The organism is Brevibacillus sp. HB2.2 (assembly GCF_013284275.1).
GTDB lineage: Bacteria > Bacillota > Bacilli > Brevibacillales > Brevibacillaceae > Brevibacillus > Brevibacillus brevis_D.
Genome location: NZ_JABSUV010000015.1, coordinates 18,729 through 43,219, shown reverse-complemented (window position 1 = coordinate 43,219; position 24,491 = coordinate 18,729). Strand labels below are relative to the sequence as shown.

The following is a 24,491-nucleotide window of genomic DNA, read 5'->3' as shown; positions in this document are numbered from 1 at the left end:
GTATCCCCCGGATTTAAGCCCGGGAGAATACCTCTTTTTCTTTATGGACTGGTGCTTCAGATGGCAAATGATCCAGTGCTTGCTTCAAATCTGCCACCAAGTCATCGAAATCCTCTAGACCAGCTGACAATCTGATCAAACCGTCTGTGATTCCCCTTGCAGCTCTTTCTTCAGCGGGCATCGCTGCATGTGACATCGTAGCTGGATACGAGAGAATCGTTTCCACTGCCCCGAGGCTGACTGCCACAATCGGCAATTTCACGCGATCAAACAGCGCTTTTGCTCGCTCACGGCTCCCTACATCAAAGGAAAGAACAGCCCCATGACCAGTCGCTTGTTGTGTTTGAATCAGGTGACCGGGGTGATCCGCTAGTCCCGTATAGTAAACTCGGCTTACCTGTGGATGCGTAGACAACCACTCAGCCAAGTCCGCGGCTGTCTTCGTACTCACATCCAGTCGGGCTTTCAATGTTTTGAGCCCACGCATCACGAGCCAGCAGTCCTGCACACCCAAAATCGCTCCCATGCCATTCTGGATAAAGTAGAGCTGCTCCCCTAATGCAGCCTCCCTGGTCACGGCCAGACCAGCCACGACGTCGCTATGCCCTCCGATAAACTTTGTTGCACTATGAATGACCACATCTGCGCCAAGTTCCAATGGTCGCTGGTAATACGGGGTAAGGAACGTATTATCGACGATGACGAGCAAGCCGTGCTCTTTCGCGATACGAGAAACCGCTGCAATATCTGTCACCTTTAAGGTGGGATTGGAGGGGGTCTCCAGGTAAACCCCTTTTGTTGCCGGTGTAATGGCCGCACGAACGGCTTCTGTCTCTGTCGCATCCACGAACGTTACAGAGATGCCCATTCTCGACAATACCTTGGTCAAAAACCGAAACGTGCCACCGTATACATCTTCCGCCACTACAACATGATCTCCGGCAGAAAACAGCATGAAAACGCTGGAAATGGCAGCCATGCCAGATGAGAACGCGAAACCGCGTGCGCCTCCTTCTAGAGTCGCAATGCCTTCTTCCAAAGCCTGCCTGGTCGGATTGCCTGATCTGGCATAATCGAATGCACATGGCTGATCGATATCAGCCTGATGAAACGTAGAAGCTTGATAAATCGGAACCGACGACGCACCTGTGAACGGGTCAATGCAAGTGGAACCGTGGAGGAGCTTGGTGGCAAAATTCATCGTACACTCCCCCCTACGACCAAACTAGCATTCAAGGCCTGAAACAAATCGGCTACGACATCATCTGGATGCTCGATGCCAACCGACAGCCGCAACAATCGATCACAAACACCGACATGCTCTCTGACTTCTTGCGGGATATCCGCGTGAGTCTGCGTCGCCGGATACGTACACAATGACTCGACACCCCCCAGGCTTTCGGCAAAGGACACGATTTGCAGATTTTGCAGGAATACCCCCACCTGCTCCACATCGCGTACGCGGAACGATACCATCCCACTATGCCCTGTCGCTTGATTCACCTGGATCTCATGTCCCGGATGCTCGGACAGACCCGGATAAAATACCTCCGCTACTGCCGGATGCTCACGCAGCTTTTCCGCTACAATCAAGGCATTGGATTGATGGCGCTCCATCCGCAATGCCAATGTTTTCATCCCGCGAATGAGAAGCCAGCAATCTTGAGGTCCGAGTACAGCACCGATTGAATTGTGCAAAAACCGGATTTTTTCCGACAACTCTTCTCCTTTTGTTACGATGAGTCCAGCCAACACATCATTGTGTCCTGCCAAATACTTGGTCGCACTATGTAAGACGATATCTGCACCAAGCTCTAGTGGGCGTTGACAATACGGGGTTAAGAAAGTGTTGTCTACAATCGTCAGGAGACTGTGCTGCTTCGCCAATTGTGCTACTGCTCGAATATCGGTAATCTGCATGAGCGGATTGGTTGGTGTCTCGACGAAAATGGCCTTTGTATCTGGGCGAATCGCATTTTTCAGTGCTCCAATGTCACGCAAATCCACGTACGTAAACGTCAGACCGTAACGAGAGAGCACTTGCTCGAACAATCGATAGGTTCCCCCGTACAGATCGAGCGAAACAATCAGATGATCTCCTTGGGAAAACAAGCCCATGACGGTATGAACAGCGGCCATTCCCGAGGCGCAGGCGAATCCTGCATCTCCTGATTCCGCTATAGCGATGGTCTCCTCCAAAATGGTGCGAGTAGGATTAGCTGTGCGCGTATAGTCATAGCCAGTGCTCTGGCCCAAGGCAGGATGACGATAAGCCGTTGCATAGTAAACAGGAAAGCTCACCGCCCCTGTTTTTTCGTCTTTGCCTACTCCCGCCTGAATCAACTTTGTTTCCAATTTCATGTCTGTTTCTCTCCCTCCAATAGTGTACGAGGGCATCAAAAAAGCCCTCTTTCCTCTGAAAGAAGGCTTTGTTTACGTCACCGTAAGCAAATCCTTCTCATCTTTCAGAGTTTGATAACTCTGCAGGAATTAGCACCATTATCTCCCTGTTAAAATACAGGTGATTGGTTGCCGGGCATCATCGGGCCAGTCCCTCCGCCGCTCTGGATAAGAAGATTGCTATTCAATTCGATTGACCCTAATACTAATGGATCGGCAGGATTCTTGTCAACAATTTATTTCCACCCGTTAATTTGCATCCTTCAGGGCGGTCATCACTTGATTGTCCAGCTTCGCTGCTGCGTTTTTGTCATACGTCTTTTCATATTGTGGTTCTGCGGAAATACGGGAACCGTAAAACATAATATCACGAACAGCCTCAATTTTGATCTCTACCATGGCCAGCTTGAGCGGAACACCTTCTAGGCGGTCTGTTTTAACGACAGCACGACCATTAATGGCGAAAGACGAGCCCGCACCGATCAAATGCAGGACAACCTGCGGTTCCTTCGCAATATTAGCCAAAATACGTGAGCGATTATCCACGGCAAAACGAATCGTATCGGCGCTGACAGCATACGTCCAGGACAAGGAACTGAGCGATGGTGCTCCTGACTCATGGTCTACTGTGCCCAAGGTAACAAAACGCTCCTTTTGCAAGAGCTTGAATAAATCTTCGGAAAGAGTTTGGGAAACAGTTTCAGCCATTTCAAAGCCTCCTATCAAACGTTTAGTACGTTCATTTTACCCTTCGCATAGCTGATAGGCAAACGTTTCCTCTCCACCTTGATTCTGGTTGTCTTTTTCCCTAGACTGGTAGGTAACGATACCGAATGATGGAAGGGGATGGACAGCTTGTCGCCTACAGATCGCCTCATGCAGCAAATTGACCAAGTACTTGAAGAGCTTCAGGAAGTTCGGAAGGTAAATGAGCGGATGCACAAAATTGCGATGTTCTTAGAAGATATCCGACTAGCAGATGTGATCCAAAATTACACAGCCCCGCGCAAGCTGCTCTGGATCAATTTCCTCGCAGGTCTTGCCCGGGGTCTGGGATTGACGATTGGTACTGCTATCGTTTTGGCTTTCCTCGGCTCCCTCTTGACGCAATTTCTTTCGATCCCCATTTTGGGGGATTACATCAGACAATTGGTGGAGTACGTCGAGACTTACAAGCAACGGCCTTAATGATAGAGACTAGTCTCTGTCCTCGTCATGATCGTCATCATCGTGATCTTCATTCCATTCCTTACCGTGCTTTTTCCAATAGCCATACGCATTGCCGTTGGGATGCTTATCTTTCTGCTTCCCTTTTTCTTTTTTCTTTTTGTCATCATCATCGTCTTCATCGCCGTCTGTTGGCTTCACAGGCTCGACAATGACCTTTGTGCTGAGTGCAACGTCAGCTTTCTTAATCAGCTTATCGTCTTCATACAATGCGAATTGAATCGATTTAGCACTAAAGGAATGATTCTTGTAAGACAACGTCAAAGAGAACTCGCCTTTGTCATTCGGTTTGATCTCTTTTTTCTTCCCGTCAGGAGCGATCACAACCAGCTCAGCATCGTCCTTTTTGTTCCAGCCGCTTACTGTCCCCTTCACTTGGATGGACTTAGCGGCAGGATTGTTTACAGCAGTCGCCTTGATGACATATGCGGTCGCTTGATCCTTGTCAGGAGCGTTAACGATTTCTACCTGAACGGATTCGGAATCAACCTTCTTGCCATCCTCGTAAACCTCGATCAAGGCTTTTTGATCTTTTGCGGCTTGTACATCCTTTACTGTAACTGTAAAGCTGCCTACGCCATCCCACAGCTTCTTCACGCTTGCGTCTTTTTTCACGCCATTATAGGTGACAGTTACTTTGTCTGCCCCCTGCTTGACAATTCCTTTTACTTTTAATTCCTTTTTCTTCGCATCCAATACAGACATGGTATGGATGATCATTTCCTGATCTTCTTCTGCTTTTGGAACGATCTTTACCTGTTCGCTATCGACCAGCTTGCTGCCTGCATAGGCACTTACGGTTACATACGGCTCATAGGATGCATCCGGAGCTTCAAAGCTGACCGTAAAAGAATGCTCGTTGGTCGGAACGACTTCAATGATGTCGGAATTCGGCTTTTTCACTACCACCTTGGTGACATCCGAAGTCACAATCCCCTTTATGTACACCTTGTTATTTTCAGTCTTGGCATTTACGCTCACGATTTCTTCAGCATTCTCTGTCAGGCGCACTTCCAGCCAGATGTCGCTGTAGTACTCGTTGTAGATACGCTCCCACTCCGCTTTGTTTTCTTCCATATACGTTTGGAGCTTCGTATTCAAGTTGATTTCATCTACAATGATGTACAAGTGATCCGCTTGATTTTTCAAGAGCATGTTCAACGTGGTTGGATCATTTTGGGCCAGTTCTTTTAAATTGTAGCGCGTGACTTGCTTCCCCTCGTCATTCATGACTACCTTTGTGGCACTTGGACTAGCAATCGAGCTTGCATTGGCAAAAATTGGCGTTAAACAGCCAAGAATACCTGCCGCTGTCACAACTGCTAATACGGGCTTGGTCATGTACTTCTTCAATGGTAGTTCCCCCTTCTAGTCTGCCAAAATCCCCCTGCTTGCTTGGGTCTTTCCTATTGACGGGAAATCATTTTCAAAAGTTGCAGCATCCAGGAAACCGCGTCTTATTACCTATGAAAAGCGCTTGAAACAAAAAAACTCCCCCCAACTTCCGAATCATTTCGGCAAGTGGAGAGGAGTCTTTGTCCCGTTATTTGCAGTTGTACTTGGGCTCACTTTCAATCGCGACCAATAAAGCTTCGACTGATTCAGCAGGGTATCGCACTTCAACGGACTGTGAATCAGCGTTCCCCGATAGCACATACCAGCTACCTTCCTGACGGTAGCCGATATCGCTCATTTGATGATCCTCATGTAGCAATTGCAAGAAAAAAGCAGCTGTATCCAAAGCAGAGCGGTCCTCTGGTCGCGCATCGGCAACCAATTGAATTTGGAGCCAATTAAAAAGTGCATCTTCACGCTTCACGCGATTCTCCTCACTTTCGCCCAGTTTGATCCGGTTTGATACGTACCTTTACAATCACGAGAATCGCGATCGCCACCAGCATTGCACTTTTCACAGGAAGCTGCACATCCAAAATAGCGAAAATGAGAGCTCCAACAAATAAAAGGATGTACAAGAGCACATTTTTCAAAATAGGCATACGGATACGGGTAGCAAAGCCAAGATAATAGACAATAATTAATTCCGCAAACAAAATCCAAGCGCGATATTTATCAGCCCACATGCGAAAGCTGTCAAATGCTGTGAGCTGATCTGGATTCGTTGGCACATAGGTTGATGCGATTTGTATCCAGTCCATCACTTATCTCTCCTGTCTTCAAGCGGTGAAACCCCTACCGCTTCACATGCCACCTCATAGGCGGAATGAAACGAATAGTCACTCCTTTTTTCTTAGGAAAACGCTATCTTTCTTACTTTATCAGGTGGTGGATTCTGTGTCAAAAAACGGTAGGACCTTCCATGTGGCTGGCATGATTTTCGCCGTACATGCTATGATGGGGATATGTCAGTAGAAAAAGGTGGGAATAAGATGAGCTTGTATGATATTGCCGTCAAAACGATTTCCGGTGAAGAAAAGACTTTGGCCGCCTTCAAAGGCCACGTACTGCTAATCGTGAACGTCGCCAGCCAATGCGGACTTACCCCTCAATACAAAGGGCTACAGGAGCTGTATGAGCGTTATCAAGATAAGGGTCTCGTCGTTCTCGGCTTTCCTTGCAACCAGTTCGCTGGGCAAGAGCCTGGAACAGAAGAAGAAATCGCAACGTTCTGCGATCGCAATTACGGCGTGACGTTCCCGCTTTTTGCGAAGATCGATGTCAATGGTCCTGGTACCCACCCGTTGTATCAGTACTTGAAGGAACATGCTCCAAGCGAAGAAAATCCAGATATCGAATGGAACTTCGCCAAATTCCTCGTGGATAAAGACGGTCGTGTCGTGAAACGCATCAGTGCTCGTACTCAACCCGAAGAACTCAGCTCAAATATCGAGAATCTGTTGTAAGGACAAGCCCAAATAAAAACGCCACTTCATCCCCAAACAGGATCAAGTGGCGTTCTTTTCTAATCAATCTTACGCTTGCGGTTGTGCTTCATAGCGTCTTTGCTTCTCATAGCGCTCACGATCTGATTTGTTCAGATATTTTTTGCGCAGACGAACGGATTGAGGTGTTACTTCGCACAGCTCATCGTCGTTCAGATATTCCAGTGCCTCTTCCAAAGACAACATGCGAGGAGCCTTCATTTTGACAGTCTCATCCTTGGTCGCAGAACGTACGTTGGTCGCATGCTTTTCTTTACATACGTTTACAACAAGATCGTTGTCACGGTTGTGCTCGCCCACGATCATGCCTTCGTATACTTCTGTACCTGGGTGAATGAACATCGTTCCGCGATCTTCTACGGACATCAAGCCGTACGTGGTAGCTGTTCCTGTCTCGTGGGAAATAAGTACCCCTGCGTGACGTCCTCCTACCGCTCCTGGTACAAGTGGACGATAGCTGTCAAAGGAGTGGTTGAGAATACCGTAACCGCGTGTAATCGTCAAGAACTCTGTACGATATCCAATCAAACCGCGGGATGGAATAATGAATTCCAGGCGAACTTGTCCGAAGCCGTTGTTGATCATGTTAACCATCTCGGCTTTACGTTGACCCAATGTCTCCATAACCGGCCCTGTGTATTCCTCAGGTACATCAATGATCAACAGCTCAGCCGGTTCCATTTTTTGTCCATCGATCATACGAATGATAACCTCAGGCTTGGACACACCCAGCTCAAAGCCTTCACGACGCATGTTCTCTACCAAGATGGACAAGTGCAATTCACCGCGTCCAGAAACCACATACGCATCTGGCGAATCTGTTTCATCTACACGCAGAGATACATCTGTCTCCAGCTCAGACATCAGACGATCACGCAGCTTGCGGGAAGTCACGTGCTTACCTTCGCGACCAGCAAACGGGCTGTTATTCACAAGGAACGTCATTTGCAGAGTTGGCTCGTCAATTTTCAAGAGTGGCAATGCCTCTGGATGATCAACGTGGCAAACCGTTTCCCCTACGTTGATATCGTCAATACCAGAAATCGCTACGATATCTCCTGCTCTTGCTGTTTTTTGCTCAACACGTTGCAATCCGGAGAAACCGAACAGCTTTTGAATCCGTGCTTTTTTTACTTCGCCATCGCGAGTAGTGACAGATACCATTTCATTCAGGTTCATGGTTCCGCGATAGATGCGGCCAATCCCGATACGACCCAAAAAGTCGTTGTAATCCAGCATGGTTACTTGCATTTGGAGCGGAGCGGATTCGTCTGCGTCAGGAGCAGGCATATGCTCTACGATGGTGTCAAACAGTGGGCGAAGGTCGCCTTCCAGCTTATCTGGCTCAAGTCCTGCAATCCCTTGCAGACCGGAAGCATATACGATTGGGAATTCCAGTTGGTCTTCCGTCGCATCCAGATCAATGAACAGGTCGTACACTTCGTTGATAACTTCTTGAGGACGTGCATTGTCGCGGTCTACTTTGTTCACGACAACGATAGGGGTAACTTTTGCTTCCAGCGCTTTTTTCAATACAAAGCGCGTTTGTGGCATACAGCCTTCGAAGGCGTCGACGATCAACAGAACGCCATCCACCATGCTCATGATACGCTCAACCTCGCCACCGAAGTCAGCATGGCCTGGTGTATCCAAGATGTTAATCGTGAAATCATTGTATTTGACAGAAGTAGTTTTCGCCAGGATCGTGATTCCACGCTCGCGCTCCAGGTCGTTAGAGTCCATCATTCTCTCTTCTACCTGTTGGTTCGAGCGGAATGTGCCCGATTGGATCAAAAGTTTGTCAACCAGCGTGGTTTTTCCGTGGTCAACGTGGGCAATAATTGCAATGTTGCGTATGTCAAGACGCTTCATGTGAACCTCCTCTATTATGCATACCTTCCATATTAACAGGTAGTGAAACGCGGCACAATGGGCAGTTTTTTACGGGAGCCACTTCCAGAGTAGGGAACTTTATTTTCGTCATACTAAGGAAAATGGAGGTGGCATACGTATGAATCGGTACGGCCCGAAATATTTGGTTGGCTTGCTAACGATTGCAACCATGTTGACCGGATGCGCAAGCTCGAGCAGCCATCCAAAAAATCAAGCGCACACACAAAGTACCACCTATCAGCAAGCCCCGGGTACCAGGACAAGCCTCACTCATGATTATCATGCCTACACTGGCGGAATCAATGCCCGCAATTATCACAAAGGCTATACGGTCAATGGTTTCAATCAGGATTTGGCTGAACAGCTCACCTTGGTCGCAGATGAAGTACCTGGTGTGGAGCGGGCTACTGTTCTCGTGAGTGGAACAGATGCTGTCATCGGAATTCGTGTTCGAAAAAATTTTGGCCCTGAGCAAACGCGCATAATCGAACAGCAAGTCCACTCAGCCGTTCGTTCACGTGTTCCCCACTTCTCCATCCAAGTAGCCTCCGACGCAGCCACATTTGATCGGATTCGTGCCATCCATGCAGATATTTATGAAGAAGCGACGCATCGGACCAATCAAGTTGATGTGAGGCCCGACATGAACAATCAAATCACCAATACATCCACGGAATTTCGTTCTCTGCTCCACGATATGGGTCTCAGAATCCCTACTGTCACTCCATGATGACAAATAGGAATCGAAGCTCCATATAAAAGAGGTGCGGAATTAGTCCGCACCTCTTGAAAACTTTTCCATTTGTTACTTACTTTGCCGCTTCAACCAGTTTCATTTCTGGCTCAACAACTTGCAGTTCACCCAAACCACGAACTAATTTCTTCGCGTAAGTTTTTTCCGGCTTTAGCACGGATACCAAGTAGTCGATGGCGATTTGCGGATCAACGGTTTCCCCACACGTGTAGCAATCCAGAGCAGCAAAGCCGCGCTCAGGATACGTATGAATGGACAGGTGGCTTTCCGAGAGAAGAACCAGTACGGTAGCACCCTGAGGAGAAAACTGCTTCGCTTGCACACTCAGTACCGTAGCACCGCATGCCTCAGCAGCCTCAATCATTTCCTTTTTCAAAAATTCTGCGTCGTTCAACAAATCAAACTGAACTCCCCATGTGTCAACAGCAACGTGTCTTCCGAAAGTCGAATATTCCATCTTTCGGTTCCCCCTTCCTAACGAGTGTAATGTTAAACATCGCTAGGACCTGCGTCATTCACTAACGGGGGCGGTTTCCGTTGTTATCCACCCTTTAAAGTGAATCCTGGTTCCTAATCCTGTTTCCAACGAAAACAACAATACCATGCATCGGCCTAGTTTGACAATACCCTTTTTCAATAATCTATAAGAACATTACAAATAGGCATGACGGCTGTCTCTACAGAATGGAGAGCAGACGCCTACTACAAGTGGCTTTCACCTATTACGATATATGCTAAACTTTTAGAAAGGAACCTGAATGGAGAGGATTACAACACATGATTACTATCCGTAATGCCAAACCAGAAGATTTGCCAGCACTAATCGCTATCGAGCACCTTTGCTTCTCACCAGAAGAAGCTGCAACACAAGAAGCATTTGAGAAACGTATTCGATTGATTCCTGACAGTTTTTTTGTAGCGGAAGCGGATGGGATCATTGCTGGCTTGATCAATGGACCCGTCATTGAATCTCCCTTCATTACTGATGATCTTTTTCAAACGATTAAAGAAAATCCGGCATCTGGCGGTCATCAAACTATTTTAGGTTTAGCGGTTTCTCCCACTTTTCAAAATCGCGGCATTGCCTCCATGCTCCTAGCACATCTGGAAGCATCCGCAAAAGTGTCCGGTCGCGAGACGATCACTCTTACGTGTAAAGATAATTTGATTGGCTACTATGAAAGACATGGATACCTCAACAACGGTGTTTCCAGCTCAGATCACGCCGGAGAAATTTGGTACAATATGAGCAAGCCATTACCCTTGCGCTAAATGTGAAGGACAAATAGTAAAAGCGGGCACCTCTTGTTAGGAGGAAACCCGCTTTTTCTTACTTCGCTACCTGATCACATAAATAAAAAAGGGCGCCATGGGCACCCTTCCTTCACTAAACTTCTAATTCAAATAGACGTCGCGATAACATTACCAATCGAACATCAATTGCTGGAAGTTTTTCTGGGGCAGTTCTTTTTGCCCAATTACGCAAATCCAGCCATCGGTCCGTTTCTTGACGTAAGGACTCAATCTCCTGCTCGCTACCATCCTGCTGGAACAAAGCCTCCAGCTCATTGGCCATGTGCAGAGAGTTATTTTCAAAGATGGACACTTCTTCGTCTCCGGTTAGCTCCTGAATGCTCACAACCGATCCTTGATCGTAGTGATACACCATTGTGAAGCCGTCGTAAATCCGGTGGACAATTCCATAGCCTCGGAACGCTTTCATTGCTTTTCTCATAGCATTTGCCAGCTGCCGATCTTGGATCAGATACGAGCTGTCGCATGAGTAGCGGCTGCCAATCCGACAGAAACTCAATTGAATTTCGCCGGTCTTGTCATTCAAGATTACGTCACGATCGCCATTGTCACACACTTTGACTTGGACTGAAATGTGTTCATTGGTGAAAAGCGAAACGAACTGGTTCAGCTCTTCTTCATTCACCGTAAAATAGGCCTTGGCGTAATTAGTTGCTAAACGCTGTGCCATAAATATCTCCTCAATTCTTTTGGTTTGCATGGGTCGAGTATGACCGAACAGTTATCCAAAACAGAGGAGATACGCTAAGTATCAACAAAAGAACGCTGTAGAACCTGGCCTTGCCCTCCGCATCGAAAATCGATTTGGGTAATGAAGGCGGATCACCTACTTTTTGTTTTTCGCAAAAAAGCCATTTCTGACATCTTTATTATACCTCAGGTGCCCTCAAAAGTCTTGAGCAAAATGACGATGAATTTTAGCAAAAAACCGGAATATCCGCAATCAGAAGCAGGGAAATGAAAAGAACTCCCTGATTCACTCAAATGCTTGCTGTTTCATTGAAATTCAAAGCGACTTATATCCCTGCGGTTGAGGTCATCGCTTTTTTGATCGCAGCCTGTTCTTCTTCAGACAAATGGTAGGTCGATGTACCCTGCTCTAGCGGCTTGGCGTACACGCGAGATTCTTCTCGTCCAAAAATGCTGGTGATCACGACGCCGTTCCCAGCGTCATCTGTTACCGCCAGCGAAAAGCTAAGATCACTGCCGACATCCCCGAAGGCATTGTAACGGATAATCGCTACTTTGCCGCATTGCGCTGCCATTCGTTGTGACAGACGATTGATGGCAAACTGCTGATCGCTATGCTGCTTTTTCATTTCCTCTACCTGATCCAGCAGTTTATGCAAGCCTTCCTCGAGATTGGCTCCTCCCGTCCCTGTCATAATCCGGTTGATCGATTTCCTCAATCGACTGGTCCGAACTGACTGCATAATCACGATCCATAACAGGATCAGTGTTAATGCGATGACGGCTAAAAGCAGGATCGCTACAGTGGGGATTTGTGATAGGAATGCTTCCAAAACTTTTCTTCCTTTCCGGCGCGTACGTAAATATGCTGTTAAAAACCTTCTTTATTGTACAACCGTCGGGCCTCCCATTCAAACAAGTCTTTTATAAAAACAACAATTACTAAATGAGCGACTTTTCCACCAAAAAAAGCGACACCCTCATTTGTTTGAGATGTCGCTTTTTCATTCCGTATTGGTTTGTGTCAAACTCATCGTCCTTTGGCTATCCTCCAGTCTGCCTACGCTTCCAAAAGCAACATTTCCCGACGGAGCTGTTTTAATCGCTCTGTGGAGTGTTTCATCTGACTTTGGTCTTTGGCTTGCATCGCGTCATACAACGTCGCCAGTTCATAATCCAACTCCAGACGCAGTACCGGGATGCGTTCTTCCGAGTCACGTCGTTTCATCGCGGCAATTACCTGATCCATCGTTACATTGCAAAATTTTTCATAGATCACTTTTTTCTCAGCTCCTTTTAATTCCACTATTCTGATAACTTCTCCGTACTGGATTTGCTTCAGCAAGACGCACTCCTCAAAAGTGACCTTGATCATGGCATGCCCTTTTGCCCGCTCTACGAAGTGGTACAGTACGAGTGCCACCCGAGAATCATTGACAGGAATGCCTGCAATGTGCAGCTTATAGGACCCATTTAAACGCTGCATTTTCCAGTCGGATCGGCCATCTGTGGTGTTCACGAGGAGGTGAAACTGCTCGGGAGATTCTTTCCACGTGACGCTCACCCCTGCTTCCACCAGGGCCTGCACCATCGCGTGCAATGTTTTGCGGTCAAACCAAACTGCCAAATGGAAATACTCCAACTCCATGCCGAGATTCATCTTCTACAGGCCCCTCCCGTTGACAGAATACTCAGATATCGTTTTCGCCGTAAGGGAGTGAGTGGTATATCATATTATTCAGGCTTTGGTTTTGCTATTCATAAACTCGGCATGTATTTTTTTCCTAGATGGTATGATATCATATGGAGGATTCCAAGCTCCCTTGACGGGGACGATCGCCCTTTTCTTTCCAGTAGGGTTTGATGATGCTTAAAAGAGGTGTTTGTTACATGCCAACATTTCCAGGTTTTCGTCAAGAAGATTTTGATGTTTTTGCCATTGATGGACTGGATGCTCGGATGGACGCGATCAAAACCAATATCCGTCCCAAATTCGAAGTACTCAGCCAACACTTTGCGCCTTTTCTCTCCGTAGCAACCGGGGATGAAATGTTTACGCACATAGCAAAACATGCTCGCCGTACGGTGAACCCACCAGCTGATACGTGGGTTGCCTGGGCTAATGATAAACGCGGTTACAAAAAACATCCGCACTTTCAAATCGGCTTGTGGGGAACACATTTGTTCGTTTGGTACGCGGTAATCTACGAGTCTCCTTCCAAAGAGATCATCAGCCATGCATTTAACAAGCATCTGGATGAGGTTCTTGCGATGGTTCCGGAGCACTTTCACTGGTCCCCGGATCATATGCAACCAGCAAGTACATCTCAAAAAGAATTGGGCACGGCTGGCGTGAAAAAGCTGGTGGACAGGCTGGCACAGGTAAAAAAAGCGGAGTTGCTCTGCGGAATTACCATTGATCGTCATGATCCAATTCTTTCAGACGGAGAAGCATTGGTGAGTCGACTCGAAGAAACATTTGGCGTGTTGAGTAAGCTCTATACATTAGGAAATTCTCGTGGATAGAACGCTTACCGCTTTCTTTACTTAAGTTATATGCAAAAGAACAGGTCCGCTTTCATTTGAAAAACGCAGGCCTGTTCTTTTGTTTTAGGAAAAAGACCGCAGCCGATCCAAAGACTTGTTCACATCGCCAAACATGCGGTCAAACAATTGTTGGACACTTGGTACATCATCAATCAATCCAATAACCTGACCAGCCCACCCAAAGCCTCGCTGGCTGTCGCCCTCATAAATAAAGGTGCAATTGCTCTCTCCACTGATGAAGCTCTTTAACTGCTCGTAGCCTGCCCCTTCTTTTTCCAATTGGAGAATATGATCAGAGCCTGGTGTACGAACGACCCTCGCAGGTGCCCCCAGTGTGCGCTTGATAACTGCGGTATCGTGCTCGGTTCCAGTAACTAACGCCTCTTTATAAGCAGAATGGGCATGGACACATTCTTTCGTCGCAATAAATCGCGTTCCCATCTCCACACCTTCTGCACCAAGTGCAAGCGCTGCCAAAATTCCCCGACCATCACCGATACCACCGCTAGCCAATACCGGGATTTTCACGGAATCCACCACACGCGGAATCAGAACAAACGTCCCGATATCATCTCGTCCCAGGTGACCCCCACCTTCTTGACCAACAGCCATCACAGCATCCGCGCCGATCGATTCAGCTTTTTGTGCTTGGCGGGCAGATGCAACCAAGACAAGCTTTTTGATGGGATGACCATCGAGTCTGCGCAGCAGTGGCTCTGGATTTCCTCCTGTTACCGAAACAGCTGTCACTCCTTCTTCAATCGCCACATCCAGCATTTCTTCATACGGCCGACCGTGTTGACCAATTGCGTAATTCACACCAAATGGCTTATCGGTCAATGCACGAACCTTGCGAATCTCCTCTCGCAGCGCTTCAGCCGATGGCAAGGACATCGCCGTAATTTGACCGAGTCCCCCCGCATTTGACACAGCCGCAGCCAAGTCTGCGTAAGCTAAATAAGCCAAGCCGCCTTGAACGACTGGGTATGCTATTTGAAGTAGCTCCGTTACTCTCGTTTTCATCCTTTTATCACCTCGTGTAAATGACCTTCTCGGCTTACAGGCTAAACTCCTGCCACCACACGTAAACCTGAATAAAAATTCGCTTGCTTTCCCCCCCTATTTTGCTATACTCAATTTGTTTGTTTTTCCCCTTATTATTCTTGATTAGTAAAGTGAGGCGATCGTAGTGAGACAAATGAAAACTCCTTTGTTCAGCGGGTTGTTGGAGCACGCCAACCGGAACCCGATTCAATTTCACATTCCGGGCCATAAGAAGGGTATGGGTATGCATCCGGCATTTCGCGAGTTCATCGGGGACAACGCTCTTTCGATAGACCTCATCAACATTGCGCCATTGGATGATTTGCATCACCCGAAGGCAATGATTAAAGAAGCACAAGATTTGGCAGCCGAGGCATTCGGCGCTGACCATACATTCTTTTCCGTACAAGGTACAAGCGGTGCCATCATGGCGATGATTATGGCGACCTGCAGTCCTGGCGACAAAATTATCGTACCGCGTAACGTGCACAAATCGATTATGTCGGCGATTATTTTCGCTGGAGCAATCCCCATCTTTATTCACCCTGCCATGGACGAGCGCCTGGGTATTTCTCACGGGATCACAGTGAAGGCCGTGCAAAAAGCACTGGAAGCCCACCCTGATGCTGCTGCTCTGTTGGTGATTAACCCAACGTACTTTGGTATTGCAGGTGACCTGCGTGAGATCGTGCGGGCGGCGCATAACTATGAAATTCCTGTATTGGTCGACGAAGCGCATGGTGTGCATATTCATTTTCACGAGGAGCTCCCGATTTCAGCCATGCAAGCAGGTGCCGACATGGCTGCGACCAGCGTACACAAGCTGGGTGGCTCTTTGACCCAAACGTCGATCTTGAATGTACGGGAAGGGCTCGTCGATGTGGATCGGGTGAAAACGGTCATGAGTATGCTCACGACGACCTCGACTTCTTACATCTTCCTCGCGTCGTTGGACATGGCGCGTCAGCACTTGGCCCTCAACGGGAAAATGCTCGCGGATCAAGCGATGGAGCTGGCAACAAAAGCACGCGATATGATTAACGAAATCCCGCGTATTTACTGCGTGGGCAAGGAGATTCTTGGAAAGCCTGCGACTTTTGCGATGGACCCAACCAAGCTCCTCATCCATGTACGCGATCTCGGAATCACTGGATGGGAAGTCGAGAACTGGCTGCGTGACAAGTATAACATTGAGGTAGAGATGAGCGATCTGTATAACATCCTCTGCTTCGTTACTGCCGGAGATACGGAAGAATCCATCCGTGCGCTGGTAAATGGCTTGCGTGATCTGTCCGTTGAATTTTCGCACGTACAAGCAGAAGACAAGCCGACCATCTCCCTGCCGAATATCCCTGTGCTGTCCACCACCCCTCGGGATGCTTTCTATGCAGAAACAGAGACGATTCCATTAGTGGAAGCAGCAGGTCGAGTCATCACTGAGTTCATCATGGTGTATCCTCCAGGCATCCCGATCTTCCTACCTGGGGAGGTAATCACCGAGGAAAATATCGCATACATCCAGGAGAACATTCGAGTCGGATTACCTGTACAAGGTCCTGAAGATGAGACACTGAAAACGATCAAAGTCGTAAAAAGACAAACCGCCATTTCTGGCTAAGCGATCCGAACCGAAAAACGGCTGCCTCTTTCACGAGAGAGCAGCTTTTTTATTTTTTATGCAAGCATTTTGAGATAAGATGAAATTGGGAAAAATCAGGAAAGGTGAGCGATGCTGCCATGCCAGACTGGTCGTATCAAACGATATTTCGGCCACTTCTCTTTCTCATGCCACCCGAAAGGGCTAGATCGATTACCTTGAAATCAATCGGTACTTTGGCCAAAATTCCGGGTGGTCCGTCCATCATCGAATGGATGGGACATATGGAGCCACCCTCGCAGCTCTCCAAAACAATGGGCGCAGTCACGTTCCCTACCCCAGTCGGGTTGGGTGCAGGATTGGACACGGAATGCATCGCCATTCAGGCGCTGTCCAAATTCGGCTTCGGGTTTCTAGAGCTAGGACCTGTGTCCAAAGATCCGATCGTTTCTCACCGCACCGTTCACCGTGACATTACCGCCATGAATATCCACTATTTCGGTCATTTGGTAAATAATGGTATAGATGACCTTCTGAGGCGCCTGACGGGGTCTTCTGGCATCAAAATTCCGATCGGAGTCAGATTGGCCTGCCAACCAGAAACCAGCCTGAGAGAAGCCACAGAAGAGCTTCAGGAGCTGATCGGCAAATTGGAGCACATCTGTTCGTTTTTCACAATTGATACGCGCGCGAATTTGGGACAGCCAGAATGGAGCCATACAGCGTGGAAGGAACATTTTTCCTGTTTGCGCAGCCAAACAGATCTACCTCTCTTGCTGGCGATTCCTCCGAGCCTTTCAGAAACGGAAGCACTCCCGATTCTCATCTCGGCAAAAGAAGCAGGACTCAACGGTCTAGTTGTCGCTGGAGGCATCATCCAGGAAGATTCATCACGCGCGAACACCTCTGTTTACACCACAGGGAGGAGTTCGCACAAACAAGCGGTCAATTTTGTCTCTTGGACACGGGAACAGTGGTCAGATGCTCTTATCATTGGATCAGGTGGGATTCTGGAGCCACAAGATGCTCTGACCTTTCTGGCAGCGGGTGCCGACTTTGTGCAGTTGCACAGTGGCTTGGTCTATTCTGGACCTGGCTTGCCAAAACGAATTAATGAAGCCATCTTGCAAACACAACCAGCCACAAACCCTCCACAAGAAAAGCGACCTGCTTTTTTATTTCCTTCTTGGGTATGGGGCATCTTGTTGGGCTTGGGCATGATGATCGGCGGGGCACTTGCCTGGCTGGTCGCCGCAACAACCGTCGTCCTCCCCTACGACGAACGCTTTCTCGGGATGTCAGCCGACCAGCTTGCATTTTTAAATGCGCAAATCCTCTCTTTTATGTCGCACGATCGGGTAAGTCTGGCAGGAACGATGATATCCATAGGAATTTTGTATAGCCAACTGGCTTACCATGGCCTACGTAAAGATATTCACTGGACGCGGACCATCTTGCTCGTCTCCGGAGCCGTTGGATTTTCCAGCATCTTTTTATTTATTGGATATGGGTACTTCGATTACTTGCACGCGATTTTAGCGCTCGTATTGTTCCCCATGTTTTTGCTCGCATTACGGACACCAGCGAAGGTTCATTTGACTCGCCTACCTCCTCAGCTTCACAATGATCGAGATTGGCGAATGGCACTATGGGGACAGTTGCTCTTTGTCATCATCGGATTTGGTTTAACAGGGGCTGGTATCATCATTTCGATCATCGGCGTCACTGATGTCTTCGTTCCTTCCGACCTCGTCTTTCTCTGTGTGTCTGCTGATACCTTGCAGTCTTACAACGAGCGATTAATTCCGGTCATTGCTCATGACCGTGCTGGCTTTGGCGGGGCATTAGTTTCGAATGGCCTAGCCGTCTTGCTGATCAGTCTTTGGGGGATCAGGCGAGGAGAAGGGTGGATTTGGTGGACATTGTTTTTAGCAGGCATTCCAGGCTTTGTTTCTGGCATAAGCATACATTTTACCGTTGGCTATGTTGATTTTATTCATCTCTTGCCTGCTTATGTGGCCGTCCTTATATTTCTCATAGCACTTGTCCTTTTGAAGCCATATTTATGCCGGACGTAAAAGAAAACAGACGAAAGAAATCCTTTCGTCTGTTTTTCTCTCAGAGAGCCTGACTCGATTTATTCAGAATCAGTCCTCGTCTTTTTCATCATCGTCGTCTTCGTCGTCATCGTCAGCACCCGAGGCGAACGCCAACGTGTAAACGTAAGGAGTTTTGTCGCGATCATCTACCCAGACAATGCGATTCCCCCCCATGCGCGGGCTTTTCAATTCCGCATCATCATCCCACTCGATATCGCTAAATGACCCCTCTTCGAAATCATATAGCTCAAAGTAGAACTGCTTGCCTTTTCCGGACAGACGATTGTCTTCAAACAAAATCATATTTCGTGAAGCCTGTGGATTTTTCTGGTCGCCATCCGAATAGCGTAGCAGCGGATTGACTTTTTGACGGTCGATGTTGTAATAGTACAAATCCCAACCTGCTTTGGAATTGCCAGTATCTTCGCTCCAAACCACGAAATCATCGCCAATCGCTGCTTTGTCTATTTTTACGTTTTTACGAATTTCTCTTTCTCTATCTGCCTCGATATCGTAGAGAATGATCGATGCATTCTTTTTGCCTTCTTCGACTACCCAGGTTGCATAGTCCTGAGAAATATCAACACTTAACGGTTCACTTTTTAGCCTTGTTACCTCAGTATGCTTTCCAGTGGACAGATTTGTGATGATCACTTCTGCTCTGCGATCGACATTAACCCACAATAGACGTTCTCCGTCGATTTCGTAAAACTTCTCACTCGGCTTTTGATCATCATCTTCGTTTGTGATCTGCGTTTGGACGCCTTTACGAATATCGTAGGAGAAGAGCGCGTCTTCCTTCTGATCATACCAGACAACATAACGAGAGCTTACGACAGGGCGAGCAGCATCTTGACCTGAACCACTGATGGCTTTGCTCGTTCCTTTTTCCATATCGTAAAGAACGATCGCATTGTTATTCTTAGACTTTGATACATACGCGACATAACGATCGTGGCCAGCTGGATCAATAGGATCGCCACCTACATTACCCAGCGGAACTTGCTCTTTATCGTCCAGATCATACAGATGAAGCTGGAGCTGTTTATTACTGTCCTTTTTGGCATACAAAATGTAGTCACCATAAATTTTCGGTCCTACATTTCCAGAAAGGTTGGAGTCAATCTTCTTTTTGGACGATTTATCGACGGTACGATAGATCAGATCATTACCTTCCGCATACACATAATCATCTTTGTACGTATGTACAAATTCTTTGTCACTTGAACCGTTCGTCAATTCTTTGTTTCTGCCATTGCTGATGGTATGCACGTAGATTTGATTATACGAGCGATTCTCATACAAAATTTTATTTGTGGAAAGAGTAGGACGCCCTTGATCGCCTTTTTGGACGACAGCTTCCTTTTCTTGTTTGGCTTTGATATCGTAATAGTAAATATCGCTGTTGCCATCTCGCTCATCTTCCCATGCGACATACGCATCACTTACTACTGGGTTGCTTGCTTTTCCACTCGCAGATACGACCTCTGTATCTCCTGTAGAAATTTTGTACAGATAAACATCCCCGTTATCTGTCCAGACAACGTTTTTATCCCCGATCTCCACACCATCGACAGTTGCTGACCCATCTGACAAACGGGTTTCTTTTTGCTTCGCGATGTCATACAAGTAGACGTCCGAACCACCATCACGGGAGTCGATCCATACGACATACTCACCATCGACTTTGGGATTCGTCTTTTCTGATTCCTTGTCGCCAATTTGCGTTTGTGTACCTTTATCGAGATTGTAAAGGGTTACGGTTTCTTCCCCTTCAACCATCCACACGGCATATTTTTTGGAAATGTCATAACCGGCTCCGGAAATCTCAGGCTTGCTCGCATCGATTTTTTCTTCATCACCAATACTGTAGGCAAGCGCCGGTGTCCCGCTCCACAGAGATGTGACCAAAAGTGCAGCGGCCAGCATTCCCTGCATCGGTTTTCGCTTCATGAAACAATTCCTCCTTTTACAACGATTTTCACTCTTCTCCATTATCCTCCATACGGAAAAGGTTGTCAAAAAAAACAGGCCTCACCGTAGGCCTGTTGACTATTTTTTATTCTTTTTCCTGTCTTTCACCAGGTCGGCAGTCACAGTTGCACACCGCATAAAGCGTTTTCACTGAGTTACTTTCAAAATGCTCGATGATGGTTCCGCAAGTCTGACATACGATAGTTCCCATCTATGTCCCCTCCGCATTCAATTGATTCACATATTCCTTTAAATGTTATGTTACATTCATCTTAATATGCTACAACGTTCGGAGTCAAGATGCATTCGTCGATAATTAGTATGTCACATTACAACGGAATATTATCATTCAACCAGGTCACGATTTTTTGCAAAACTTCTTCCTTTTCAGGTTCATTCAAAATTTCGTGTCGCAAGCCTGCGAATCGCTCAAAGGTTTGTCTGTCTGAAAGGCCGGCTGTAAACTGCTCCACAGCATCCGCATCAACCAATGTATCAGCCCCAGCCTGCAAAACAAGGACAGGATGCTTGATTCGATTCCTTTCCTCCCACGCCTTTTCCATAGATCGGTTCAATTCCGTGAACCATCTGACACTTACCTTGGAATAATTGAGCGGATCGTTGCGATAAGCAGCCTGAACAGCTTCGTCACGCGATACCATATCGGGAGTGATTCCATTCGGCATGACAAGGGTTGGCCAGACCCGATCGAGAAATTGTGCCAATTGCGCCTTCCACGCCGGTACAGCCAATTTGAGCTTCATGCATGGAGATGTGAGAATTAACCCTGCCAACTCATTGCTCCGCTCATCCGTCTGAATAAAGCGAGTCGCGATGAGACCACCCAGACTATGCCCCATTAAAAATACTGGCTTCTCCCCTGATGCATCGGCAAGAGCGGTACTCGTCCACTCACGTACACGGGACAAATAGTCTTCGAATGATTGAATATGCCCCCGCCTCCCAGGAGAGCGCCCCCATCCCGGCAAATCTTCCGCATATACGTCCCAGCCTGCCTGATTGAAGTAAGCTGCTACATGCTCATAGCGCCCATGATGCTCTCCCGTTCCATGGACGAGAACAATGGCTCCCCGAGAATCATTGGCCGACCATTTATGTACACCCATTCTCCCTGTTCCTCCTACTGCTTGATTTCTTTCGATTATACTAAAAAACAGAGGATCGTATTTTACAAAAAAAACCAAAACGAGCAGAAGATAAACTTCTGCTCGTTACCTAATACTGATTTTCTTCAAATGGAATGGATGGTAAATGCTCCTGAAAAAACTCAGCAAGCGCGACTGCCTCGTTCTCCGAATCCAGCCTGAAAATTTTTTGCAGGTATCCTGGATTCACCGCATCTTCAGAACTGAGAAGAGTCGATTGCCCTGTCTGCATACAGATCACCAACGGCTTCCCATAAAACTTGTGTGTAAATACCATGCCAAAGTCGTATCGTGTTCCCTCTGAAATAAAACCGAGAAAACGTACATTAGCATTCTCCGATACGTCGTATAAGTGGTCGTAGTGCTCCATCAGCAATCCCTCCTCAACAGTATTTTGGCCTCCGAATTTCGTGAAATATTCGGATTATTTACTAGTATAAGCGAAAAATCACGTTTTTGCCACCCAAACAGCATCATTTACCAGGCGTGTCGGGTTTATGACCCTGTCTTCGCCTTCTTGAATCCATCTTACTTTTTCTGCACCATGCAACGATTGCGCTACAAAGGAGAGACATTCAAAGAACAGTTCAACTACTGCTGTACTGTATCGTTCCTCCATTTTCTCCAATGCATACGTCAATCTAAAAATATCTGGTACACTTCTTCGACTGGCTTCCAATACTTCTTTTCCTTTTTCAGTCGGGTATACGTGAACGACACGCCCATCCAACTCCGACTTTTCGATGGTCACCATGCCTTTCTCCATTAATTTCTTGATATGAATGACAATCGAAGAGGGATGCCAGAAGGTCCAATCTGCAATTTGCGTGACGCGTACACCTTCATAACAGTAGATGATCCAGAGAATGTTTAACTGCACGGAGGAATCCAATTCAGCTTCCTTCGCTGCTCGCTCCCAGTCTTCTTTGTTCACCACATCGATGGCGCGCATGGTGTTTAAAGCTTCGAATACATGTCTAATTGAGGCCTCCTGCATGCGTATATTCCTCCATGATCCTTTATCGTTCATCTAACTGCATATAAATATGATATATATTTTACACTTTTCAGAAAAAACACGCAATTGTTTTTGATCGCCAACTGCCTCATTGCCAAAGAGTGGAAGACAATGCTACACTTAACGCACAGAATACCGGTACTAGGAGTGAGTGCAGTCGTGAAACTTCAATCGGCCTACATCTATTTCGTTGATGGTTCTACCGCAGCATCTGCAAGTATTGACGACGTGAAAGCCAAGTTTACGCGATACGTTGACATGACCACAAAAACTGGAAAGCAGTTGGGCTGGACCTATGCTGACGCCGCTTTCCCTTACACCCTAGAAGAACGCCCTGAAGGAAAGGACGCGTGGTTCCTTCTCAAAGGAAAAGACCCAAATATGTACAAAGCCATCGTTGTTGGAGTCGGGAGCAAAAATGAAAACGGTTCCGAAAAGCACTACATACAAGTGTCCCTCCCTGAATCAGCCACACATGGCGACAAAAACAAGGCGAATGAGTACTGTCGATACTTGGCACGTGATTATAAAGCAGAGCTTCACCTCTTCAACAACCGCATTCAATATTTCCAACCTCGAAAACCATAAAGAAAAACGGAAAACAGTCGAGTCATATCGACTGTTTTTCATGTTCAGGCCTATTCCCCCCGACCTCTTTTTTTCATACGAATAACAAAGAGAGGAAAGGGGGGAGCTTATGGATTCCCAAGCATTTCTTCAGCTGATTGCTGACCACGCCAGAAAGTCTTATCAGAACCATCGTATATTCCCCTCCATTACAATAGCGCAAGCCGTACTCGAGTCAGGTTGGGGTCAAAAAGTACCTGTTGACCCTGCCACTGGGACATCCTCGTACAACCTCTTTGGAATAAAGGGAACGGGACCTGCTGGCTCTGTCACCATCGAAAGCAAAGAGGTGGAAAACGGAAAGACGGTTACACGTACTTCCCAGTTCCGTGCTTATGAAAATTATCAGCAATCCATGGAGGACCATGCCCAGTTTCTACGCAAGCCCGCTTACAAAAACGTGCTTGCAGCCACGACTCCCGCACAAGCCGCACAGGCTTTAGAGGAAGCCGGCTACGCTACCGATCCTGCGTACGCTGAAAAGCTGACGCACCTCATTCAGACGTACAACCTGACCCAGTACGATCAATTCGGCCCGGAAGAGCCACAATCGATTCCTCCCTGGAAATCGGAGTTGGGTAATCGTGCGTTACGGGAGGGCTTGCTGACCTCGCCCGATTGGCTAAATAAGCTAGATGAACCGATGCCAGTATGGGCTGTTTTAGCAATTGCCCTGCGACTGCTGGACAAACAGCGAGAGAAGCCATGAGTCCATGAATAAAAATCAAAAGCCCCATTGCCACAAACAAATCTTGTGGGTAATGGGGCTGTTTCGTATAAAAATGCAGTTGCCTCAGTCGTAACGTTGCTTGAGCACGTTGATCAAATCATTTGAGACCTGGACAGCGAATAAAACCTTCCGTCCACCATCCGAATTCCCAGATCGACGCAATATTCCAATCCTTGCGTCACTCCGTACAAAATCCATTCGGAAGAACGGTGGTTGATATCAAAATCAGTGTAAAGGTCAGTGCCATCATTTCGGATCTCTTTGCGGTACGTCACATCAAAAAGGCGTAGGACAAAAGGCAGTTCAGCAAATGGAATAGCAAACTTTCGCTCTATTTCTTGCTCGAACTCCTTCGTCATGCTCCACTCTGCCTGAATGGACTGCTCATCTTTCCAGGCAATGCGTATACTCGGGCCTTCTACATCCGTGGACGATCGCGGGGGATTTGTCTCCATTCGCTCCCATCGTTCCTTTCTTTTACTTGCTATTACCAAGTATATTGGCTTTTCCG

At 47.2% G+C, this 24,491-nt stretch carries 26 protein-coding genes, 1 pseudogene and 1 riboswitch; of the genes and pseudogenes, 9 read left to right on the top strand and 18 right to left on the bottom strand.

Annotation, left to right across the window (positions count from 1 at the left end; genetic code table 11):
- Positions 1-13 precede the first annotated feature (13 nt).
- The 3 genes from HP401_RS13020 to HP401_RS13010 all read right to left on the bottom strand — a co-directional run bounded on the left by HP401_RS13020 (position 14) and on the right by HP401_RS13010 (position 3,108).
- Complete coding sequence (locus HP401_RS13020) at positions 14-1,201, bottom strand: trans-sulfuration enzyme family protein (protein WP_173605284.1); 1,188 nt, start codon at positions 1,199-1,201, stop codon at positions 14-16.
- Positions 1,198-2,361: an aminotransferase class I/II-fold pyridoxal phosphate-dependent enzyme gene (locus HP401_RS13015; protein ID WP_173605283.1), complete on the bottom strand. Its 1,164-nt coding sequence runs from the start codon at positions 2,359-2,361 to the stop codon at positions 1,198-1,200. The genes HP401_RS13020 and HP401_RS13015 overlap by 4 nt, the downstream gene beginning before the upstream one ends.
- Before the next feature lie 94 nt (positions 2,362-2,455).
- A riboswitch (SAM riboswitch) is annotated at positions 2,456-2,575 on the bottom strand.
- Between the two features lie 74 nt (positions 2,576-2,649).
- The gene (locus HP401_RS13010; RefSeq protein WP_016740691.1) at positions 2,650-3,108 is read right to left on the bottom strand and encodes a pyridoxamine 5'-phosphate oxidase family protein; all 459 of its coding nucleotides are present in this window, start codon (positions 3,106-3,108) and stop codon (positions 2,650-2,652) included.
- Positions 3,109-3,246: 138 nt separating this feature from the next.
- Between HP401_RS13010 and HP401_RS13005 the strand changes: the two genes are divergently transcribed.
- On the top strand, positions 3,247-3,588 hold the full coding sequence (locus tag HP401_RS13005; protein WP_007723262.1) for a DUF5665 domain-containing protein: 342 nt from the start codon (positions 3,247-3,249) through the stop codon (positions 3,586-3,588).
- Between the two features lie 9 nt (positions 3,589-3,597).
- On the opposite strand, the gene HP401_RS13000 is transcribed toward HP401_RS13005, so the two are convergent.
- The 3 genes from HP401_RS13000 to HP401_RS12990 form a co-directional block, all read right to left on the bottom strand.
- Complete coding sequence (locus tag HP401_RS13000; protein WP_173605282.1) at positions 3,598-4,980, bottom strand: hypothetical protein; 1,383 nt, start codon at positions 4,978-4,980, stop codon at positions 3,598-3,600.
- A gap of 190 nt (positions 4,981-5,170) precedes the next feature.
- A complete protein-coding gene (locus tag HP401_RS12995) occupies positions 5,171-5,446 on the bottom strand; it encodes a hypothetical protein (protein WP_173605281.1) in 276 nt (91 codons plus the stop codon).
- 10 nt (positions 5,447-5,456) lie between these two features.
- Positions 5,457-5,783 (bottom strand): YlaH-like family protein, encoded by a 327-nt coding sequence (locus HP401_RS12990; protein WP_064200516.1) that lies wholly within the window; start codon positions 5,781-5,783, stop codon positions 5,457-5,459.
- 231 nt (positions 5,784-6,014) lie between these two features.
- Between HP401_RS12990 and HP401_RS12985 the strand changes: the two genes are divergently transcribed.
- Positions 6,015-6,488 carry a glutathione peroxidase gene (locus tag HP401_RS12985; protein WP_173605280.1) on the top strand — a complete coding sequence of 158 codons (474 nt, stop codon included), beginning with the start codon at positions 6,015-6,017 and terminating at the stop codon, positions 6,486-6,488.
- 69 nt (positions 6,489-6,557) lie between these two features.
- Here the strand turns inward: HP401_RS12985 and typA are convergent, their stop codons facing one another.
- Positions 6,558-8,399, bottom strand: coding sequence for a translational GTPase TypA (gene typA, locus HP401_RS12980; RefSeq protein ID WP_015892143.1), 1,842 nt, complete (start codon positions 8,397-8,399; stop codon positions 6,558-6,560).
- Between the two features lie 139 nt (positions 8,400-8,538).
- On the opposite strand from typA, the gene HP401_RS12975 reads away from it, so the two are divergent.
- The gene (locus HP401_RS12975; protein ID WP_173605279.1) at positions 8,539-9,150 is read left to right on the top strand and encodes a YhcN/YlaJ family sporulation lipoprotein; all 612 of its coding nucleotides are present in this window, start codon (positions 8,539-8,541) and stop codon (positions 9,148-9,150) included.
- Positions 9,151-9,229: 79 nt separating this feature from the next.
- Here the strand turns inward: HP401_RS12975 and speD are convergent, their stop codons facing one another.
- Positions 9,230-9,631, bottom strand: a complete 402-nt coding sequence (gene speD / locus HP401_RS12970) for an adenosylmethionine decarboxylase (RefSeq protein ID WP_007723244.1) — start codon at positions 9,629-9,631, stop codon at positions 9,230-9,232.
- A 320-nt stretch (positions 9,632-9,951) separates the two neighbouring features.
- On the opposite strand from speD, the gene HP401_RS12965 reads away from it, so the two are divergent.
- Complete coding sequence (locus tag HP401_RS12965) at positions 9,952-10,446, top strand: GNAT family N-acetyltransferase (protein ID WP_087348086.1); 495 nt, start codon at positions 9,952-9,954, stop codon at positions 10,444-10,446.
- Between the two features lie 115 nt (positions 10,447-10,561).
- Here HP401_RS12965 and HP401_RS12960 read toward each other — a convergent pair whose 3' ends face one another.
- From HP401_RS12960 to HP401_RS12950, 3 genes are all read right to left on the bottom strand, one after another.
- Positions 10,562-11,158 (bottom strand): hypothetical protein, encoded by a 597-nt coding sequence (locus HP401_RS12960; protein ID WP_173605278.1) that lies wholly within the window; start codon positions 11,156-11,158, stop codon positions 10,562-10,564.
- A 346-nt stretch (positions 11,159-11,504) separates the two neighbouring features.
- Positions 11,505-12,011 (bottom strand): DUF4446 family protein, encoded by a 507-nt coding sequence (locus tag HP401_RS12955; RefSeq protein WP_015892148.1) that lies wholly within the window; start codon positions 12,009-12,011, stop codon positions 11,505-11,507.
- 227 nt (positions 12,012-12,238) lie between these two features.
- Positions 12,239-12,838, bottom strand: a complete 600-nt coding sequence (locus tag HP401_RS12950; RefSeq protein ID WP_173605277.1) for a hypothetical protein — start codon at positions 12,836-12,838, stop codon at positions 12,239-12,241.
- A 230-nt stretch (positions 12,839-13,068) separates the two neighbouring features.
- Here HP401_RS12950 and HP401_RS12945 point away from each other — a divergent pair, with 230 nt between their 5' ends.
- The gene (locus HP401_RS12945) at positions 13,069-13,704 is read left to right on the top strand and encodes a YktB family protein (RefSeq protein ID WP_142496425.1); all 636 of its coding nucleotides are present in this window, start codon (positions 13,069-13,071) and stop codon (positions 13,702-13,704) included.
- A gap of 84 nt (positions 13,705-13,788) precedes the next feature.
- Here HP401_RS12945 and HP401_RS12940 read toward each other — a convergent pair.
- Positions 13,789-14,751 (bottom strand): annotated as a pseudogene (locus tag HP401_RS12940) (NAD(P)H-dependent flavin oxidoreductase); the annotation flags it as partial.
- A 163-nt stretch (positions 14,752-14,914) separates the two neighbouring features.
- Between HP401_RS12940 and HP401_RS12935 the strand changes: the two are divergent.
- The gene (locus HP401_RS12935) at positions 14,915-16,387 is read left to right on the top strand and encodes an aminotransferase class I/II-fold pyridoxal phosphate-dependent enzyme (protein WP_087348096.1); all 1,473 of its coding nucleotides are present in this window, start codon (positions 14,915-14,917) and stop codon (positions 16,385-16,387) included.
- Between the two features lie 119 nt (positions 16,388-16,506).
- Complete coding sequence (locus tag HP401_RS12930) at positions 16,507-18,444, top strand: beta/alpha barrel domain-containing protein (protein ID WP_173605275.1); 1,938 nt, start codon at positions 16,507-16,509, stop codon at positions 18,442-18,444.
- 69 nt (positions 18,445-18,513) lie between these two features.
- Here the strand turns inward: HP401_RS12930 and HP401_RS12925 are convergent, their stop codons facing one another.
- The 5 genes from HP401_RS12925 to HP401_RS12905 form a co-directional block, all read right to left on the bottom strand.
- Positions 18,514-20,418 (bottom strand): TolB-like translocation protein, encoded by a 1,905-nt coding sequence (locus tag HP401_RS12925; RefSeq protein ID WP_173605274.1) that lies wholly within the window; start codon positions 20,416-20,418, stop codon positions 18,514-18,516.
- 106 nt (positions 20,419-20,524) lie between these two features.
- Positions 20,525-20,650, bottom strand: a complete 126-nt coding sequence (locus HP401_RS12920; protein ID WP_015892158.1) for a GapA-binding peptide SR1P — start codon at positions 20,648-20,650, stop codon at positions 20,525-20,527.
- 118 nt (positions 20,651-20,768) lie between these two features.
- Positions 20,769-21,566 (bottom strand): alpha/beta hydrolase, encoded by a 798-nt coding sequence (locus tag HP401_RS12915; protein WP_173605273.1) that lies wholly within the window; start codon positions 21,564-21,566, stop codon positions 20,769-20,771.
- 109 nt (positions 21,567-21,675) lie between these two features.
- Positions 21,676-21,975, bottom strand: coding sequence for a DUF3055 domain-containing protein (locus HP401_RS12910; RefSeq protein ID WP_015892160.1), 300 nt, complete (start codon positions 21,973-21,975; stop codon positions 21,676-21,678).
- Between the two features lie 78 nt (positions 21,976-22,053).
- Complete coding sequence (locus HP401_RS12905; protein ID WP_007723208.1) at positions 22,054-22,602, bottom strand: MarR family winged helix-turn-helix transcriptional regulator; 549 nt, start codon at positions 22,600-22,602, stop codon at positions 22,054-22,056.
- Positions 22,603-22,782: 180 nt separating this feature from the next.
- Between HP401_RS12905 and HP401_RS12900 the strand changes: the two genes are divergently transcribed.
- Positions 22,783-23,211 (top strand): DUF1885 family protein, encoded by a 429-nt coding sequence (locus HP401_RS12900; protein WP_016740671.1) that lies wholly within the window; start codon positions 22,783-22,785, stop codon positions 23,209-23,211.
- A gap of 109 nt (positions 23,212-23,320) precedes the next feature.
- On the top strand, positions 23,321-23,959 hold the full coding sequence (locus HP401_RS12895) for a glycoside hydrolase family 73 protein (protein WP_173605272.1): 639 nt from the start codon (positions 23,321-23,323) through the stop codon (positions 23,957-23,959).
- A gap of 113 nt (positions 23,960-24,072) precedes the next feature.
- On the opposite strand, the gene HP401_RS12890 is transcribed toward HP401_RS12895, so the two are convergent.
- Positions 24,073-24,435 (bottom strand): DUF4912 domain-containing protein, encoded by a 363-nt coding sequence (locus tag HP401_RS12890; protein WP_007723202.1) that lies wholly within the window; start codon positions 24,433-24,435, stop codon positions 24,073-24,075.
- Positions 24,436-24,491: the final 56 nt, after the last annotated feature.

Excerpts from the sequence above, each read along its gene's own strand:
- HP401_RS12925 (WP_173605274.1), bottom strand. The coding sequence starts at position 20,418 with ATGAAGCGAAAACCGATGCAGGGAATGCTGGCCGCTGCACTTTTGGTC.
- HP401_RS13020 (WP_173605284.1), bottom strand. The coding sequence starts at position 1,201 with ATGAATTTTGCCACCAAGCTCCTCCACGGTTCCACTTGCATTGACCCG.
- HP401_RS12985 (WP_173605280.1), top strand. The coding sequence starts at position 6,015 with ATGAGCTTGTATGATATTGCCGTCAAAACGATTTCCGGTGAAGAAAAG.
- HP401_RS12895 (WP_173605272.1), top strand. The coding sequence starts at position 23,321 with ATGGATTCCCAAGCATTTCTTCAGCTGATTGCTGACCACGCCAGAAAG.
- typA (WP_015892143.1), bottom strand. The coding sequence starts at position 8,399 with ATGAAGCGTCTTGACATACGCAACATTGCAATTATTGCCCACGTTGAC.
- HP401_RS13015 (WP_173605283.1), bottom strand. The coding sequence starts at position 2,361 with ATGAAATTGGAAACAAAGTTGATTCAGGCGGGAGTAGGCAAAGACGAA.
- HP401_RS12890 (WP_007723202.1), bottom strand. The coding sequence starts at position 24,435 with ATGGAGACAAATCCCCCGCGATCGTCCACGGATGTAGAAGGCCCGAGT.
- HP401_RS12920 (WP_015892158.1), bottom strand. The coding sequence starts at position 20,650 with ATGGGAACTATCGTATGTCAGACTTGCGGAACCATCATCGAGCATTTT.
- HP401_RS12910 (WP_015892160.1), bottom strand. The coding sequence starts at position 21,975 with ATGGAGCACTACGACCACTTATACGACGTATCGGAGAATGCTAATGTA.
- HP401_RS12960 (WP_173605278.1), bottom strand. The coding sequence starts at position 11,158 with ATGGCACAGCGTTTAGCAACTAATTACGCCAAGGCCTATTTTACGGTG.
- speD (WP_007723244.1), bottom strand. The coding sequence starts at position 9,631 with ATGGAATATTCGACTTTCGGAAGACACGTTGCTGTTGACACATGGGGA.
- HP401_RS12930 (WP_173605275.1), top strand. The coding sequence starts at position 16,507 with ATGCCAGACTGGTCGTATCAAACGATATTTCGGCCACTTCTCTTTCTC.
- HP401_RS12915 (WP_173605273.1), bottom strand. The coding sequence starts at position 21,566 with ATGGGTGTACATAAATGGTCGGCCAATGATTCTCGGGGAGCCATTGTT.
- HP401_RS12990 (WP_064200516.1), bottom strand. The coding sequence starts at position 5,783 with ATGGACTGGATACAAATCGCATCAACCTATGTGCCAACGAATCCAGAT.
- HP401_RS12950 (WP_173605277.1), bottom strand. The coding sequence starts at position 12,838 with ATGAATCTCGGCATGGAGTTGGAGTATTTCCATTTGGCAGTTTGGTTT.
- HP401_RS13010 (WP_016740691.1), bottom strand. The coding sequence starts at position 3,108 with ATGGCTGAAACTGTTTCCCAAACTCTTTCCGAAGATTTATTCAAGCTC.
- HP401_RS12905 (WP_007723208.1), bottom strand. The coding sequence starts at position 22,602 with ATGCAGGAGGCCTCAATTAGACATGTATTCGAAGCTTTAAACACCATG.
- HP401_RS12975 (WP_173605279.1), top strand. The coding sequence starts at position 8,539 with ATGAATCGGTACGGCCCGAAATATTTGGTTGGCTTGCTAACGATTGCA.
- HP401_RS12965 (WP_087348086.1), top strand. The coding sequence starts at position 9,952 with ATGATTACTATCCGTAATGCCAAACCAGAAGATTTGCCAGCACTAATC.
- HP401_RS12945 (WP_142496425.1), top strand. The coding sequence starts at position 13,069 with ATGCCAACATTTCCAGGTTTTCGTCAAGAAGATTTTGATGTTTTTGCC.
- HP401_RS13005 (WP_007723262.1), top strand. The coding sequence starts at position 3,247 with ATGGACAGCTTGTCGCCTACAGATCGCCTCATGCAGCAAATTGACCAA.